This is a genomic window from Microbacterium sp. WCS2018Hpa-23 (genome assembly GCF_031843845.1).
In the GTDB taxonomy this organism is placed as follows: domain Bacteria; phylum Actinomycetota; class Actinomycetes; order Actinomycetales; family Microbacteriaceae; genus Microbacterium.
In genome coordinates, this window is the sequence record NZ_JAVTIZ010000007.1 from 162237 (window position 1) to 176250 (window position 14014).

16 protein-coding genes are annotated in these 14014 nt (G+C 69.2%); all 16 read right to left on the reverse strand.

Going from position 1 to position 14014, the window contains the following annotated elements:
* Positions 1–109: 109 nt before the first annotated feature.
* The 16 genes from lgt to rpoZ all read right to left on the reverse strand — a co-directional run bounded on the left by lgt (position 110) and on the right by rpoZ (position 14003).
* A complete protein-coding gene (gene lgt, locus RQG77_RS13320) occupies positions 110–1138 on the reverse strand; it encodes a prolipoprotein diacylglyceryl transferase (protein WP_311245121.1) in 1029 nt (342 codons plus the stop codon).
* Between the two features lie 10 nt (positions 1139–1148).
* Complete coding sequence (gene trpA, locus RQG77_RS13325; protein ID WP_311245122.1) at positions 1149–1952, reverse strand: tryptophan synthase subunit alpha; 804 nt, start codon at positions 1950–1952, stop codon at positions 1149–1151.
* Positions 1949–3217, reverse strand: a complete 1269-nt coding sequence (gene trpB / locus RQG77_RS13330) for a tryptophan synthase subunit beta (RefSeq protein ID WP_311245123.1) — start codon at positions 3215–3217, stop codon at positions 1949–1951. The genes trpA and trpB overlap by 4 nt, the downstream gene beginning before the upstream one ends.
* Positions 3217–3990 carry an indole-3-glycerol phosphate synthase TrpC gene (gene trpC / locus RQG77_RS13335; RefSeq protein WP_311245124.1) on the reverse strand — a complete coding sequence of 258 codons (774 nt, stop codon included), beginning with the start codon at positions 3988–3990 and terminating at the stop codon, positions 3217–3219. The genes trpB and trpC overlap by 1 nt, the downstream gene beginning before the upstream one ends.
* The gene (locus RQG77_RS13340) at positions 3990–4235 is read right to left on the reverse strand and encodes an HGxxPAAW family protein (RefSeq protein WP_056307697.1); all 246 of its coding nucleotides are present in this window, start codon (positions 4233–4235) and stop codon (positions 3990–3992) included. The genes trpC and RQG77_RS13340 overlap by 1 nt, the downstream gene beginning before the upstream one ends.
* Positions 4236–4283: 48 nt before the next feature.
* On the reverse strand, positions 4284–4874 hold the full coding sequence (locus RQG77_RS13345; RefSeq protein WP_311245125.1) for a Trp biosynthesis-associated membrane protein: 591 nt from the start codon (positions 4872–4874) through the stop codon (positions 4284–4286).
* Positions 4871–5230, reverse strand: a complete 360-nt coding sequence (hisI, locus tag RQG77_RS13350; protein WP_311245126.1) for a phosphoribosyl-AMP cyclohydrolase — start codon at positions 5228–5230, stop codon at positions 4871–4873. Before hisI ends, RQG77_RS13345 begins: the two co-directional genes overlap by 4 nt.
* A complete protein-coding gene (gene hisF, locus RQG77_RS13355; RefSeq protein WP_311245127.1) occupies positions 5227–5988 on the reverse strand; it encodes an imidazole glycerol phosphate synthase subunit HisF in 762 nt (253 codons plus the stop codon). The genes hisI and hisF overlap by 4 nt, the downstream gene beginning before the upstream one ends.
* Positions 5988–6830, reverse strand: coding sequence for an ATP phosphoribosyltransferase (gene hisG, locus RQG77_RS13360; RefSeq protein WP_056509944.1), 843 nt, complete (start codon positions 6828–6830; stop codon positions 5988–5990). Before hisG ends, hisF begins: the two co-directional genes overlap by 1 nt.
* A gap of 38 nt (positions 6831–6868) precedes the next feature.
* The gene (locus RQG77_RS13365) at positions 6869–7132 is read right to left on the reverse strand and encodes a phosphoribosyl-ATP diphosphatase (protein ID WP_056307688.1); all 264 of its coding nucleotides are present in this window, start codon (positions 7130–7132) and stop codon (positions 6869–6871) included.
* Complete coding sequence (gene rpe, locus RQG77_RS13370) at positions 7129–7809, reverse strand: ribulose-phosphate 3-epimerase (protein WP_311245128.1); 681 nt, start codon at positions 7807–7809, stop codon at positions 7129–7131. The genes RQG77_RS13365 and rpe overlap by 4 nt, the downstream gene beginning before the upstream one ends.
* 4 nt (positions 7810–7813) lie before the next feature.
* Positions 7814–9391, reverse strand: a complete 1578-nt coding sequence (locus RQG77_RS13375) for a transcription antitermination factor NusB (protein ID WP_311245129.1) — start codon at positions 9389–9391, stop codon at positions 7814–7816.
* Positions 9388–10308, reverse strand: a complete 921-nt coding sequence (gene fmt, locus RQG77_RS13380) for a methionyl-tRNA formyltransferase (protein WP_311245130.1) — start codon at positions 10306–10308, stop codon at positions 9388–9390. The genes RQG77_RS13375 and fmt overlap by 4 nt, the downstream gene beginning before the upstream one ends.
* 60 nt (positions 10309–10368) lie before the next feature.
* Positions 10369–12327: a primosomal protein N' gene (locus RQG77_RS13385; protein WP_311245131.1), complete on the reverse strand. Its 1959-nt coding sequence runs from the start codon at positions 12325–12327 to the stop codon at positions 10369–10371.
* A gap of 131 nt (positions 12328–12458) precedes the next feature.
* Positions 12459–13652 (reverse strand): methionine adenosyltransferase, encoded by a 1194-nt coding sequence (gene metK / locus RQG77_RS13390; protein WP_311245132.1) that lies wholly within the window; start codon positions 13650–13652, stop codon positions 12459–12461.
* Positions 13653–13745: 93 nt separating this feature from the next.
* On the reverse strand, positions 13746–14003 hold the full coding sequence (rpoZ, locus tag RQG77_RS13395; RefSeq protein WP_042536631.1) for a DNA-directed RNA polymerase subunit omega: 258 nt from the start codon (positions 14001–14003) through the stop codon (positions 13746–13748).
* Positions 14004–14014 lie beyond the last annotated feature (11 nt).

Below are 14014 nucleotides of genomic sequence, written 5' to 3' on the forward strand. Positions count from 1 at the left end.
AGGCGCCGTAGGGAGGCTGAAAATACACCAGTACCGTCCTCAGATCTTCAGATGACCCGGGGACGTCATTGGCCGGGTGGATGCGATGGGGTCCGCACGGACCGGTCGGCTATCGAGCGCCTTCCGTATCCGTGGGAGCGGTGCTTGTGGCGCTGGCTCCTGCGGCGACTTCTTCGGACGGAGGCTCACTCACGTCCACGAAATCGGAGGTATTGTCCTGCGATTCTACATCAGCGTCCAGGTCCTTCCGGCCGCGACCGGGCTGGTACGGCGAAGGCTCGAGTCCGGGGTGACGGCGGGACTGCACCACGAGGATCGCGAGTCCCACCACGATGCCGATGATCGCAGCCCAGACGTTGCTGCGGAGCCCCAGGATGATCTCGCTCGGATCGATGCGGATCGACTCCCAGACGACGCGGCCGGCGCTGTACCAGATGAGGTAGATCGCGAAGAGCTTGCCCCACTGGAACGCGGTCGCCTTGCGGCTCAGCCACAGGAGCACGACGACGCCGAGGACGTTCCAGATCACTTCGTAGAGGAAGGTCGGGTGGAACAGCGTGCCCTCGGGAAGACCAGGGGGGAACGCCGAGTTGTCGGAGGGGATCTCGAGACCCCACGGCAGGTCGGTCGGGAGCCCGTAGAGCTCGTTGTTGAACCAGTTGCCGAACCGACCCATGGCCTGCGCGAGCAGGAGGCCGGGTGCCAGCGCGTCGGCGAAGGTCCAGAAGCGGATGCCGGTCCAGCGGCAGCCCAGGTACGCGCCGATGGCGCCACCGATGAGGGCGCCGAAGATGGCGATGCCCCCCTCCCAGATCGCCCAGACGGAACCGGGCTCGAACGGGTTCCAAGTGTTCTTGCCCTCGCCGAAGTAGAAGTTCGGGTGCGTCAGCACGTGGAAGATGCGGGCGCCGATGATCGCGATCGGAACGGCGAGGATCGAGATGTCGATCACGACCCACGGCTCTGCCCCGCGCTTGGTGAGGCGGCGGTTTGTCAGCAGCACGGCGGCGATGATGCCGGCGATGATGCAGAGCGCGTAGAAGTGGATCCGGAGCGGGCCCAGATCGATGTACGAGACCGAGGGGCTCGGGATGCTGGCGAGCACGCCGCTGAAGGTGCTGTGGAGCGCGAGGGACATAATTGCGATTCTAGTTCTCGTGTACGGGGCGCGACGACGACGTGCCGACCGCCAGGCTTCGGGTGACCTCCGCAAGGGCGGTGATGCCGCCGTCACGAAGGGCTCGGACGAGTGCGGTGCCGACGATGGCGCCGTCCGCATACTCGGAGACGCCCGCGATCTGCTCGGCCGTCGAGATGCCGATGCCGACGCAAGCGCGGATGCTGCCGTGTCGGCGCAGTCGGCCGACCAGCGTGCGCGCCGCACGATCGAGTTCGGTGCGCTCCCCCGTGATACCCATTGTCGAGACGGTGTAGACGAAGCCCGTCGAGGACTTCACGACGAGCTCGAGACGCTCATCGGTCGACGTGGGGGCTGCGAGGAAGACGCGGTCGAGGCCTGTCCGCTCGCTCGCGGCGATCCACTCGCCCGCGACATCGGGTGTGATGTCGGGAGTGATGAGTCCTGCTCCGCCGGCCGCCAGCAGATCGTCGGCGTAGCGATCGACGCCGTACTGGAACACCGGATTCCAGTACGTCATCACCAGCACCGGGACATCGGTGGCGGCGGTGATCGCCCGGACCGCCGTGAAGAGGTCCTTCATCTTGAACCCGTTCGCGAGGGCAGCGGTGGTGGCCTCCTGGATCACGGCGCCGTCCATCACGGGGTCGCTGTAGGGCGGGCCGAGCTCGATGATGTCCACGCCGTTCTCGGCGAGGGCGATCGCGGCCTGGATGCTCGTCTCGAGATCGGGGAACCCGACGGGGAGATACCCGACGAATGCGCTCCGACCCGAGTCGTGCGCGGCGGCGATCGCCTGTTCTACGCGGCTCACAGCTCCGGCTCCCCCTTCGACACCGACTGCTCTTCGGCGCTCTCCTCGGCGACGTCGTGCGCGAGTGCCTCGGCGTCGTAGAGATCGAAGTAGCGTGCGGCGGTGTCCATGTCCTTATCGCCGCGGCCCGAGAGGCAGATCGCGATCACGGCATCCGGCCCGAGCTCACGCCCGATGCGCAGCGCACCGGCCAGCGCGTGTGCCGACTCGATCGCGGGGATGATGCCCTCGGTGCGACTCAGCAGTCGCAGCGACTGCATGGCCTCGTCGTCTGTGGCGGGGATGTACTCGGCTCGCCCGATGTCGGCGAGCCAGGAGTGCTCCGGGCCCACACCCGGGTAGTCGAGCCCGGCCGAGATCGAGTGCGACTCGACGGTCTGACCGTCCTCGTCCTGCAGCACGTAGGTCTTCGCGCCGTGGAGGATGCCCGGGCGTCCGCGCTCGATGGACGCGGCGTGACGGGGCGTGTCGACGCCGTCGCCTGCGGCCTCGACGCCGTAGAGCTTCACTCCCTCGTCGTCGAGGAACGCATCGAACATGCCGATGGCGTTCGACCCTCCACCGACGCATGCGACCACCGCGTCGGGCAGACGGCCGACCTCGTCGAGCAGCTGCTGACGGGCCTCCTCGCCGATGATCTTCTGGAAGTCGCGCACCATCGCGGGGAACGGATGCGGACCCGCGGCGGTGCCGAAGATGTAGTTTGTGGTCTCGACGGTCGCGACCCAGTCGCGGTATGCGTCGTTGATGGCGTCCTTCAGCGTGCGGGACCCCGACGTGACCGCGATGACCTCGGCGCCGAGCAGTCGCATCCGCGCGACATTGAGCGCCTGGCGCTCGGTGTCGACCTCGCCCATGTAGATCGTGCACTCGAGCCCGAAGAGCGCGGCGGCGGTGGCCGTGGCGACGCCGTGCTGGCCTGCACCCGTCTCGGCGATCACGCGCGTCTTGCCGAGGCGCTTGGTGAGCAGCGCCTGACCCAGCACGTTGTTGATCTTGTGCGAGCCGGTGTGGTTGAGATCTTCGCGCTTGAGGAAGACCCGCGCGCCGCCGGCGTGCTCGGCGAACCGCACGACCTCGGTCAGCGGCGACGGGCGTCCCGCGTACGAGCTGAGCAGAGACGCCAGCTCGGAGCGGAAGGCCGGGTCGGCGATCGCGTCGGCGTATGCCGCGGAGAGCTCGTCGATCGCGGCGATCAGCGATTCGGGCATATACCGTCCGCCGTAGTCGCCGAACAGTGGACCATGCTGATCACGCAGGCTCATCACGCCTCCAGGAAGCTCTTGAGAGTGGCGACCGGGTCGCCCGTGACGAGCGCCTCACCGATCAGGACGACGTCGGCACCCGCAGAGCGGTAGTGCGTGACGTCTGCGGGGGTGAGCACGGCGGACTCGGCGATCTTGACCGCGGAGTCCGGGATGCGCTCGACCAGACGGCCGAACAGGTCGCGGTCGAGCTCGAGGGTCTTCAGGTCGCGAGCGTTGACCCCGATCAGCGGCGCGCCGAGGTCGATCGCGACCTCGAGTTCGTCTGCCGAATGCGTCTCGACCAAGGGGGTCATGCCGAGCTCGGTGATGAAGCCGAAGAGGTCCTCGAGCACTGGTCGCTCGAGGCCGGCGACGATCAGCAGCACGAGGTCGGCACCTGCGGCGCGCGCCTCGAGCACCTGGTAGCGGTTCGCGATGAAGTCCTTGCGGAGCACCGGAAGTGAGACCCGCGCGGTGACCGCCTCGAGGTCCGACAGACTGCCGCCGAACCGGCGCTCCTCGGTGAGGACGCTGATGGCCGAGGCTCCCCCGGTCTCGTACAGCGACGCCTGCAGCGCCGGGTCGGGAATCTCGGCGAGGGCGCCACGAGACGGGCTCGCGCGCTTGACCTCGGCGATGATCTTGACCCGCTCGGCAGGAGCGAGGAAGGAGAGTGCGTCTTTGGCGGCGGGGCGCGCCAGAGCATCGCGCTCCACCTCGGCCAGCGGCCGGGTGAGTGCGCGACGTTCTGCGTCAGCGACTGCGCCGGCCGTGAGGTCGGCGAGGACCATTAGTGCGCCTTCGGCGAGTACTTGGGGCCCTTCACGCCGTAACCGGCCTTCGCGAGCAGCCAGCCCACGAGCGCGCCGATCGGGACGATGGCGGCGCCGACCCAGATCAGGGCGACCCACACGGGGCTGAACTCGGCGAGGCAGAATGCCAGCGTGCCGATCGTGAAGCCCGCGAGCATGATGATCACGGCGGTCCATGCTGCCGGCGAGTGTCCGTGGCCGGGGTCAGCGATCGGGTTGGTCATGGTCTCCTCCGGGGGACGACGTGGTGGGTCGGTTCAAGTCTATCGGGGTCATCGTGTGGGGTCGGTTCCGCGAGACAGGTCGTCCCACGAATCGATCGCGTCCACAGGGCCCGCGGCGGCCTCGACGTGCGCGGCATCGGTGCGATAGCGGCGTCCGCCCTTCTTCCAGCGACGCCAGGTGAGCAGGACCACGAGGGCGGCGACCAGCAGCACAACCCACCCGATCAGCGTCATGACCGGCCAGGCCGAGAGCTCGATGCCCGCGACGACGTCGGCGATCGCCGAGCTCCCCGCGAGTCCGGTGGTCTCGGTCACCGTCGGTCCGACGGCGCCCAACGGTTCGGAGAGCAGCAGTTGGAAGGTCGTCCACCCGAGGAACAGAGCGCTGGCAGCGCCGAGCACGCCGAACACGAGGCGGACCACGGGGCCCACGATCGACAGGGCGATGCCGAGTGCGAGCACGGCCAGGCTCAGCGGTGCGAGAAGCGGCAGCGCGGAGGCTCCCGGAACCAGGATCGCCTCGCCGGCGTCCGCGCGCTCGACGATCAGCCAGGTCTGAGTCGACGAGATGATCCCGATCGCCCCCGACAGCAGGAAGCCGGAGACGGCGATGGAGCGGCCTCGACGGGCGAACGTCATGCGGATGCGCCCCCTTCGACGGCCTCGAGGTCGTTCGAGTCGAAGCAGGTGCGCGTGCCGGTGTGGCAGGCGGGTCCGGTCTGGTCGACGCGGAGCAGGATCGCGTCGCCGTCGCAGTCGAGGCGGGCCTCGTGCACGACCTGGATGTGGCCGGAGGTGTCGCCCTTGCGCCAGTACTCCTGCCGCGACCGCGACCAGTAGACGGCGCGGCCCGAGGTGAGGGTCCTGCGCAGCGCCTCGGCGTCGACCCACGCGAGCATGAGGACCTCTGCGGTGTCCCACTGCTGCACGATCACCGGGGCGAGCCCGTCGGCGTTGAAGGCGACCTGAGCGATCCGCTCCTCGATGTCGGTCATCGGACGATCACTCCCTCGGCGCGCAGCGCGTCCTTCACGTCTCCGACGGTGAGAGCGCCGGTGTGGAACACGCTGGCTGCGAGCACGGCATCCGCCCCCGCCTTGATCGCAGGCGCGAAGTCGGACGCCTTGCCGGCTCCGCCCGAGGCGATGACCGGCACGGATGCCGCCTCGCGCATGAGCTTCACGAGTTCGAGGTCGAAGCCGTCGCGGGTGCCGTCGGCGTCGATCGAGTTGACCAGGAGCTCTCCGGCACCGCGCTCAGCGGCCTCCCGCGCCCAGTCGAGGGCGTCGAGCGTCGTCTGCGTGCGCCCACCGTGCGTGGTGACCACGAACCCGGAGGGGGTCGTGTCCGCGCGCTTGACATCGAGCGAGAGCACGAGCACCTGCGCGCCGAAGCGATCGGCGATCTCGCCGATGAGCTCCGGTCGCGCGATCGCGGCGGAATTGACGCCGACCTTGTCAGCGCCTACCGAGAGAAGACGCGCCACGTCGTCGACGCTGCGCACTCCCCCGCCGACCGTCAGCGGCACGAAGACCTGCTCCGCCGTTCGCTGCACCACGTCATACGTCGTCGCGCGGGCATCGACGGTCGCTGTGACGTCGAGAAAAGTGATCTCGTCAGCGCCCTGCGCCGCATAGTGCCGTGCGAGCTCGACGGGGTCGCCCATGTCGCGGAGGTTCTCGAAGTTGACACCCTTGACGACGCGCCCGTCGGCCACATCGAGACAGGGGATGACGCGGCTCGCGAGCGTCATCAGAGCCTCGCGTTGTGGATCGCCGTGACGAGGATCGCGCGGGCGCCGAGCGCGTACAGCGCGTCCATCACGGGGTTCACGCGTGCCCGGGCGACCATCACGCGAACCGCGACCCACTCCGGGTCCCGCAGTGGTGAGACCGTCGGCGACTCGATGCCCCCGGCGATCTTCACCGCGTCGTCGAGCAGCGCCAACGGCAGGTCGTAATCGATCATCACGAATCGGCGGGCGACCATCACGCCGCGCAACCGACGCAGCAGCGTCTCGGAACCCTCGGCGTCCTGTGGGCCGGCGATCAGAACCGCTTCGGACTGGAGGATCACGGGACCGAAGACGTCGAGCCCCGCCTGACGCAGGGTCGTGCCGGTCTCGACGACGTCCGCCACGGCGTCCGCGACGCCGAGGCGCACGGCCGACTCCACGGCTCCGTCGAGCGGGACGAGATCGACCGCGATGCCGCGCTCGTCGAGGAAGGCGTCGACCAGCCCGGGGTATGACGTGGCGATGCGGAGCCCGTCGAGCTCGGAGACGTCGGTGTAGCGACCGGAGGGCGCAGCGAAGCGGAACGTGGATCCGGCGAAGCCGAGCGCCTCGATCTCGCGGGCACCCGGCATCCGGGCATCGAGCAGCAGATCGCGACCCGTGATGCCGACGTCGATGGCTCCCGAGCCGACGTAGGTGGCGATGTCCTTGGGACGGAGGTAGAAGAACTCGACGTCGTTGTCGGTGTCGACGACGTGGAGGGTCTTGGGATCACGACGACCGGCGTAGCCGGCCTCCGCGAGCATGTCGGCGGCCGTCTCGGAGAGAGAGCCCTTGTTGGGAACAGCAATGCGCAGCATGGGATGCCTTCAGATCGAAGCGAGTGGGGCGGAGCGCTTCACAGATGTCGGTAGACGTCCTGAAGGCTCAGGCCCTTCGCGATCATCATCACCTGCACGTGGTAGAGCAGCTGGGAGATCTCCTCGGCCGCGGCCTCATCGGATTCGTACTCGGAGGCCATCCAGACCTCAGCGGCCTCTTCCACGATCTTCTTGCCGATCGTGTGCACACCGCCGTCGAGCTCTGCGACCGTCCCCGATCCCTCGGGTCGGGTCTCGGCCTTGAGGCTGAGCTCGGCGAACAGCTCGTCGAAAGTCTTCACGATTCCAGGCTAGCGGCTCTGGCGCGGTCCCTGAGCCGAGTGACGGCAGCTTCGACGTCATCCGCGCCGTACACGGCGGACCCGGCGACGAAAGTGTCGGCTCCGGCAGCCGCAGCGGCCTCGATCGTCGCATCCGAGATGCCGCCGTCGACCTGCAGCCAGACGTTCGAACCTCGCCGCTTCGCCTCGTCCGCGAGGGCGCGGAGCTTCGGCATCGTCTCGGGCATGAATCCCTGGCCGCCGAAGCCGGGCTCGACGGTCATGACGAGGATCTGATCGAACTCCTCGAGAACGCTGTAGAGGCCCTCTGCGGGAGTGTCGGGCTTGATCGCGACGCCCGCGCGAGCGCCCATGCCGCGAAGCGTGCGGGCGAGTGAGATCGGGTCGGCGGCCGCCTCGAGGTGGAACGTGACACTCGCCGCTCCCAGCTCGGCATAGCCGGGGGCCCATCGCTCGGGGTCGGTGATCATCAGGTGCACGTCGAGAGGGATCGGGCTGGTCGCCTGGATCCTCTCGACCATCTGCGGCCCGAAGGTGAGGTTCGGAACGAAGTGGTTGTCCATGACGTCGACGTGCGCGAAGTCGGCCGTGGCGATCTTCGCGAGATCACGCTGCATGTTCACGAAGTCGGCGGCGAGGATGCTGGGGTTGATGCGCGGTGCGCGAGGAAGATCCACGTCTCTAGTCTCCTTCTTCGGCGTTCGCGCCGCTCGACGGTGTAGCTGTGCGCTGAAGGAGCGCGAGGAACATGGCGTCGGTGCCGTGACGGTGCGGCCACAGCTGCACGCGACCCGACCCGTCGCTCGCGAGGTCGATCGGCGATTCGGAGACGCCCGCGACCACGGCCCGCGCGTCGAGTTCCGTGATGTCGCTGCGCCCTCGCAGGACTTCCTGCACCACGCCGGTGGTCTCGGCGAGATGCGGAGAGCAGGTGGCGTAGGCGACGATGCCACCAGGGGCGAGCGCGTCGAGCGCGGAACTCAGGAGCTCGACCTGCAGCGGCACCAGCTCGGCGACGTCGGCCGGGCTCTTGCGCCACCGCGCCTCAGGGCGCCTCCTCAGGGCCCCGAGACCGGTGCAGGGGGCATCGACGAGGATGCGATCGAACGTCCCGGCGTGCGAGTCGCCGAACGATCGGCCGTCCTCCTCGTGCACCACGACCTCACCGGGCACGGCCCTCAGCGCGTTGCGCACGAGCCGGGCGCGCGTCGGGACGATCTCGTTGGCCTCGAGTGTCACATCGTGCTCGCGGGCGATCGACGCGAGCAGCGCGGTCTTGCCTCCGGGGCCCGCGCAGAGGTCGAGCCATCGCTCGCCCGCCGCGATCGGCGTGGCCCCGGCCAGTGCGAGAGCGACCAGCTGGGACCCCTCGTCCTGCACGCGCACGGTGCCCCCGGACTCGGAGATCACCCGATACGGGTCTCCGCCCGGCGAGCCGTACGCCGTCGGCGCATACGGCCGCCGCGGCTCGCCAGGCGCGGCGAGACCCGGCAGCGCCACGAGCGTCACCTCGGGCGAGGCGTTGTCCGCGTCGAGGAGGTCATCGAGCTCATCGGCTCTGTCCTCGGCTGCCAGCGCACGGCGCAGGGCACGGATGACCCACACAGGATGGGCCGTCCGCAGAGCGAGCCGCTCGTCGTCCGAGCGGGCGGAGCCCTCGATGCGTTGCTCCCACTCCCCCTGAGTCTCGCGCGAGATCCGGCGAAGAACGGCGTTCGCGAAACTCGAGGCGCCTCGGCCGTGCGCCTCGGCGACCAGGTTCACGGACTCGTTCACGGCGGCGTGCGAGGCGACCCGGGTCGCGAGCAGCTGATGGGTCGCCAGCCGGAGAGCATCCAGCACCGCCGGATCGATCTCCTCGGCAGGACGGTCGGCCGCGGACGAGATGATCGCGTCGTAGGTGCCGCGACGGCGGAGCGTGCCGTAGGCGAGTTCGGTGGCCAGCGCCGCATCCTGCGGGTTGAGACCCGCCTCGGCGATCGCGGGGGGCAGGATCAGATTGGCGTACGCATCCGACTCCGACACCGCGCGGAGCACGTCGTAGGCGACCCGACGGGCCGGCTGCACCGTGCGCTGCGGGCCCGTGCGCTGCGGGCCTGTGCCTTGCGGGCCTCGCTGCTGGGCATCACGCGGCTGCGGGGTTCCTGAGGAGGACTGACCGCGCTGGCCTTGCGACGAACCACGGCGTCCCTGCGAACGACCTCGGGGGTCTCCGGTGCGTCCGGGGCGACGCGGACGGTCGCTCTGCTCGCCGCTCATGCTCCGGCCCGCACGTTATCGGTGTCGCGCTGACCACGCCACCAGTCGACCGCATTCATGGCGCCCTTTCCTGCGGGCTGCACCCGCGTCACCGACAGGGGTGCTGATGCCGTTCCGATGAGCAGAGCCGCCTTGGTCGCGACGATCTCGCCCGGCTCCAGCGCCAGACCGTCCCCGGCAGGCACCGCCTCGAGGATCTTCAGCCGCAGACCGTCGACGGTCGTGTGGGCACCGGGTTCGGGAGTGACTCCGCGGAAGCGCGCGAAGACACGGGCGAGCGGCTCATTCCACTCGAGCTGTCCGTCGTCGAGGCTGAGCTTCGGCGCCACCGTCGGCTCACCCTGCTGCGGCACCGATCGAGCCGTGCCGTCGGCGATCGCGGCGACGACATCGGACGTGAGCTTCGCGCCGTCGATCGCGAGGGTCTCGAGCGCCGCATCGGCCGTGGCCTCCGAGGGGACGTCGACGATGCGGGTGGCGAAGACGTCACCTGCATCGAGCGCGGGGACCAGCTGGAAGACGCTGGCGCCGAGCTGTTCGTCCCCGGCGATCAGGGCTCGCTGCACCGGGGCTGCTCCTCGCCACTGCGGCAGGAGAGAGAAGTGCAGATTGATCCAGCCCTTGGCGGGGGTCGAGAGCAGCGGCTCGCGGACGAGTCCGCCATAGGCGACGATGACGCCGAGGTCGACGGCGAGGGCAGCGATGGCATCCGTGGCTTCGGCATCCAGGCGCGCAGCCTTGATGATCGGCAGACCGAGCTCGGCGGCGACCTGGGCGACCGGCGACGGCGTCAGCACCCGCTTGCGACCCAGCGGCGCGTCGGGCCGCGTGACGACCGCGGCGATGTCGTGCTCCGTCGCGAGGCGACGGAGGGTGGGGACGGCTGCCGACGGTGTGCCGGCGAAGACGAGACGCATGAAGGTGCTCCGGAGGGATGCGGGGGCGGATCGGGTGAGGACTGACGGGGTTGTTCTCGATCAGAGCTCTGGGTCGAGGATATCGAGCCGAACCGAGAGCGCGCTCCGAGTCGACTTGCCCTTGCCCCGACGGGCGCTCACGGCTTCGTCGACGACGGAGGCGCGAAGTGTCGTCGCGACCTTCGCCCCTGCGCCGTATTCGAAGCGCACGAGCGCACGGACACGGGGCGGATGGTCGTCGGACTCGATCGGCACGGGGCCGAGAACCGCATCGGCCGGGAGCGTGAGTTCCTGCAGCGACGCCAGTGCGCGGGCGACGGCTGCCGTGGTGCCTTCGACGAGCGCCACGCGAGTCGCGGGCGGCATGTGCAGCGGTGCGCGCTCGGCGAGCTCGGACCGCGCGTATCCGGACTGGTTCCAGGTGGCGAGTGCCCGAGCGATCGAGCCGTCGACTCCGACGAGGTGGATCGGGGCACCGGGAGCCGCGAGGGCTGCGGCATTGGACCACCAGCGCAGGCAGGCCTCTCCGATGCGGAGATCGGGTGCCTGAAGCATCCGCGGACCGTCGAGCAGGACGACCGCCCGGTACCCGCCGTCAGCCAGCGGCTCCGCTCCACGCGTCGCGACCACGAGCGACGGCTTGTCCGCGACGTGTTCCACGGGGTGCGCGCTGTCGGCCACGATCACGCGGATGCCGGGGAACGCCTTGCCCAGCTCGTCGGCCGTGCGCTCACTGCCCGACGAAGCGAGGCGCAGCTTCGTCGACGAGCACGCAGGGCAGGCCCACGCCCGTGCGCCGCGCCCGCACCAGGCGCAGACGGGGACGGCACCGCGATGCTTCGCACCCAGAGGACCGCCGCAGTGGGCGCAGCGGGCAGGAGCCCTGCACTCGGCGCAGACCAGCGAGGGCGCGAACCCGGGTCGGGAGACCTGCACCAGCACTGGCCCCTCTGCGGCGGCGTTGCGAGCCGAGAGGAACGCGGACGACGGCATCCGCTGCGCTGTAGGCGCATCCATCTCCTGAGGCGTGCTCAGCACCACTCTCGGGAGGACCCGGCGCGCGGCCCGGACATCCTGCAGCCAGCCGTGCACGACCAGACGTTCGACGTCTGTGGTGCGCGTGTGCCCGACGAAGAGCAGCGCTGAGTCCTCCTGCTCCTGACGGAGAAGCGCCGAGTCCCTGGCGTTGATGTAGGGCGCGAGCGGCTCTCCGAGCAGCGGATCTCCGTCATCCCACACCGCGACGAGCCCGGCACGCACGGGTGCGTACACGGCGGAGCGGTTGCCGACGACGATGCTCGGTGCGTCTTCCAGCGAGCGGAGGAAAGAACGATAGCGATCGGGATTGGTCTGCCGCGAGTCGTAGCGAGCGACGGCTTCGGCGGGGACGGTCGTGGCGAGCACGGCGAGGAGCTGATCGAGATCGCGGTGATCCGGAACGACCAGGATGCTCGACTTGCCGGCAGCGAGCATGCGTGCTGCCGATGATGCGAGCAGCGCCGCCCAGCCAGGCGCGCCGTCGTGGTGCACCGGGATCGCCTCGACGGCGGCGCGCCCGCCCGATTGCAGCACCTCTTCGAGACCGTCGTATGACGCGATCAGTCCGACCGCTCCCGAGAGTGCCTCGTCGGTCGGAACGACCGGCGGCGAGTCCGCCTTCCAGGCCTTCTCGACGCGCACCTGTCTCTTCGGGATGACGAGTCGGAGCACGTCGGATGCCGAACCCGCCGCTCGGTCTGCGGCACGGCGCGCGAGACGGTACAGGCGGTCGGGCAGCACCGGCACCTGCGACACGATGCCGTCGATTTCGGACAGCGGTCGATCGGCGTCGTCTTCGGTGTCGACCTCGATGACGTAGCCGTCGATCACCCGACCTGCCGTGCGCAGGGGCACGCGCACGCGGACCCCCGGCGCAACGTCGCCGAGCTCGTCCGGCAGCGCGTAGTCGAACAGTCGGTCGAGCTGCGGGAGCGGCGAATCCAGGAGCACCCGCGCGATGCGTCGGCTCTGCGTCGTCATGGGCGGAGCGCTGTCATCTGGCACCTGCCCGTCGGAAGGCAGCGGTTCCGGCCCGTCGGAAGGCATCGGTCCGTCAGATGGCAGCGGTCCGTCAGATGGCATCGGCCCGTCAGATGGCATCAGGCCACCTGTCAGAGGCCGGCAGCGCGTCGCAGCTCTTCAGCGCGGTCGGTGCGCTCCCACGTGAACTCCGGCAGTTCGCGCCCGAAGTGTCCGTAAGCAGCGGTCTGCGCGTAGATCGGGCGGAGCAGGTCGAGCTGCTCGATGATCGCCTGCGGGCGCAGATCGAAGACCTCGCTGATAGCCCGCGTGATGACCTCGTCCGAGACCTTGCCGGTGCCGAAAGTCTCGACGTAGAGGCCGACGGGGCGTGCGACGCCGATCGCGTACGCGACCTGCACCTCGAGACGGTCGGCGAGACCGGCGGCGACCGCGTTCTTCGCCACCCACCGGGTCGCATAGGCACCCGAGCGGTCGACCTTGGACGGGTCCTTGCCGCTGAACGCGCCACCACCGTGACGGGCTGCGCCGCCGTACGTGTCGATGATGATCTTGCGTCCGGTGAGACCGGCGTCTCCCTTCGGGCCGCCGGTGACGAACGGCCCCGCGGGGTTGATGTAGTAGGTGATGTCGTCGAGGTCGAGCCCCGTGGATTCGAGGACCGGGGCGATCACATGCTCACGCACCTGCGCCTTGAGTTCGTCCTGCGAGATGTCGGGGTGGTGCTGCGTCGAGAGCACGACCGCGTCGACGGTCTTCGGAGTGAAGCCGTCGTACCCGAGCGTGACCTGCGTCTTGCCGTCAGGGCGCAGGAACGGCAGCACTCCTGAGCGACGGACCTCGGTCAGGCGCTCGGCGATGCGATGTGCCGTCCACGCCGCCATCGGCATGAGCTGCGGCGTCTCGTTGGTGGCGAACCCGAACATGATGCCCTGGTCGCCTGCTCCGAGGCCGTCGAGGGGATCGATCGATCCGCCGTCGCGGTGCTCCTGCGCGCTGTCGACGCCGTGAGCGATGTCCGTCGACTGCTCGCCGACCGAGATGCTGACGCCGCACGAGTCTCCGTCGAAGCCGGTCTCACTCGACGTGTAGCCGATGCGGTTCACGACCTGGCGGACGATGGTCGGGATGTCGACGTAGGCCTCGGTGCGGATCTCACCGGCGACGTGCACGAGTCCCGTGGTGACGAGTGTCTCGACCGCGACCCGGGAATCCCGGTCCTTCGCGATGAGCCCGTCGAGGATGCTGTCCGAGATCTGGTCGCAGATCTTGTCCGGGTGCCCTTCGGTGACGGACTCGGACGTGAACAGACGCAGGGCGCTCATCAGGGCTCCAGAACGGGGTCGGACGAAAAGAAGGGGGTGGCTCCCATGATGGACCGCACCGCCGACATCAGCCGGCGGTGCGGTCATCGGACGTCACTCGGCGTGACGGAGGCGGAGCTTGTCCTCGTTGATCTCGTGCAGAGCGATCGTCAGCGGCTTGTCCTCGACCGAGGAGTCGACCAGCGGACCGACGTTGTCGAAGAGGTTTCCCTCGTGCAGGTCGGAGTAGTAGTCGTTGATCTGGCGCGCGCGCTTGGCGGCGTAGATCACGAGCTCGTACTTCGAGTCGACACGGTCGAGCAGGTTGTCGATGGGGGGATCGATGATTCCGTTGGTGTGGTGTCCGGCCATGGTGGGACCTC

Bases quoted from the DNA above. Each gene is read 5' to 3' on its own strand.
- lgt (WP_311245121.1), bottom strand. From the start codon at position 1,138: ATGTCCCTCGCGCTCCACAGCACCTTCAGCGGCGTGCTCGCCAGCATC.
- trpB (WP_311245123.1), bottom strand. From the start codon at position 3,217: ATGAGCCTGCGTGATCAGCATGGTCCACTGTTCGGCGACTACGGCGGA.
- trpC (WP_311245124.1), bottom strand. From the start codon at position 3,990: ATGGTCCTCGCCGACCTCACGGCCGGCGCAGTCGCTGACGCAGAACGT.
- RQG77_RS13340 (WP_056307697.1), bottom strand. From the start codon at position 4,235: ATGACCAACCCGATCGCTGACCCCGGCCACGGACACTCGCCGGCAGCA.
- RQG77_RS13345 (WP_311245125.1), bottom strand. From the start codon at position 4,874: ATGACGTTCGCCCGTCGAGGCCGCTCCATCGCCGTCTCCGGCTTCCTG.
- hisI (WP_311245126.1), bottom strand. From the start codon at position 5,230: ATGACCGACATCGAGGAGCGGATCGCTCAGGTCGCCTTCAACGCCGAC.
- hisF (WP_311245127.1), bottom strand. From the start codon at position 5,988: ATGACGCTCGCGAGCCGCGTCATCCCCTGTCTCGATGTGGCCGACGGG.
- hisG (WP_056509944.1), bottom strand. From the start codon at position 6,830: ATGCTGCGCATTGCTGTTCCCAACAAGGGCTCTCTCTCCGAGACGGCC.
- RQG77_RS13375 (WP_311245129.1), bottom strand. From the start codon at position 9,391: ATGAGCGGCGAGCAGAGCGACCGTCCGCGTCGCCCCGGACGCACCGGA.
- fmt (WP_311245130.1), bottom strand. From the start codon at position 10,308: ATGCGTCTCGTCTTCGCCGGCACACCGTCGGCAGCCGTCCCCACCCTC.
- RQG77_RS13385 (WP_311245131.1), bottom strand. From the start codon at position 12,327: ATGACGACGCAGAGCCGACGCATCGCGCGGGTGCTCCTGGATTCGCCG.
- metK (WP_311245132.1), bottom strand. From the start codon at position 13,652: ATGAGCGCCCTGCGTCTGTTCACGTCCGAGTCCGTCACCGAAGGGCAC.
- rpoZ (WP_042536631.1), bottom strand. From the start codon at position 14,003: ATGGCCGGACACCACACCAACGGAATCATCGATCCCCCCATCGACAAC.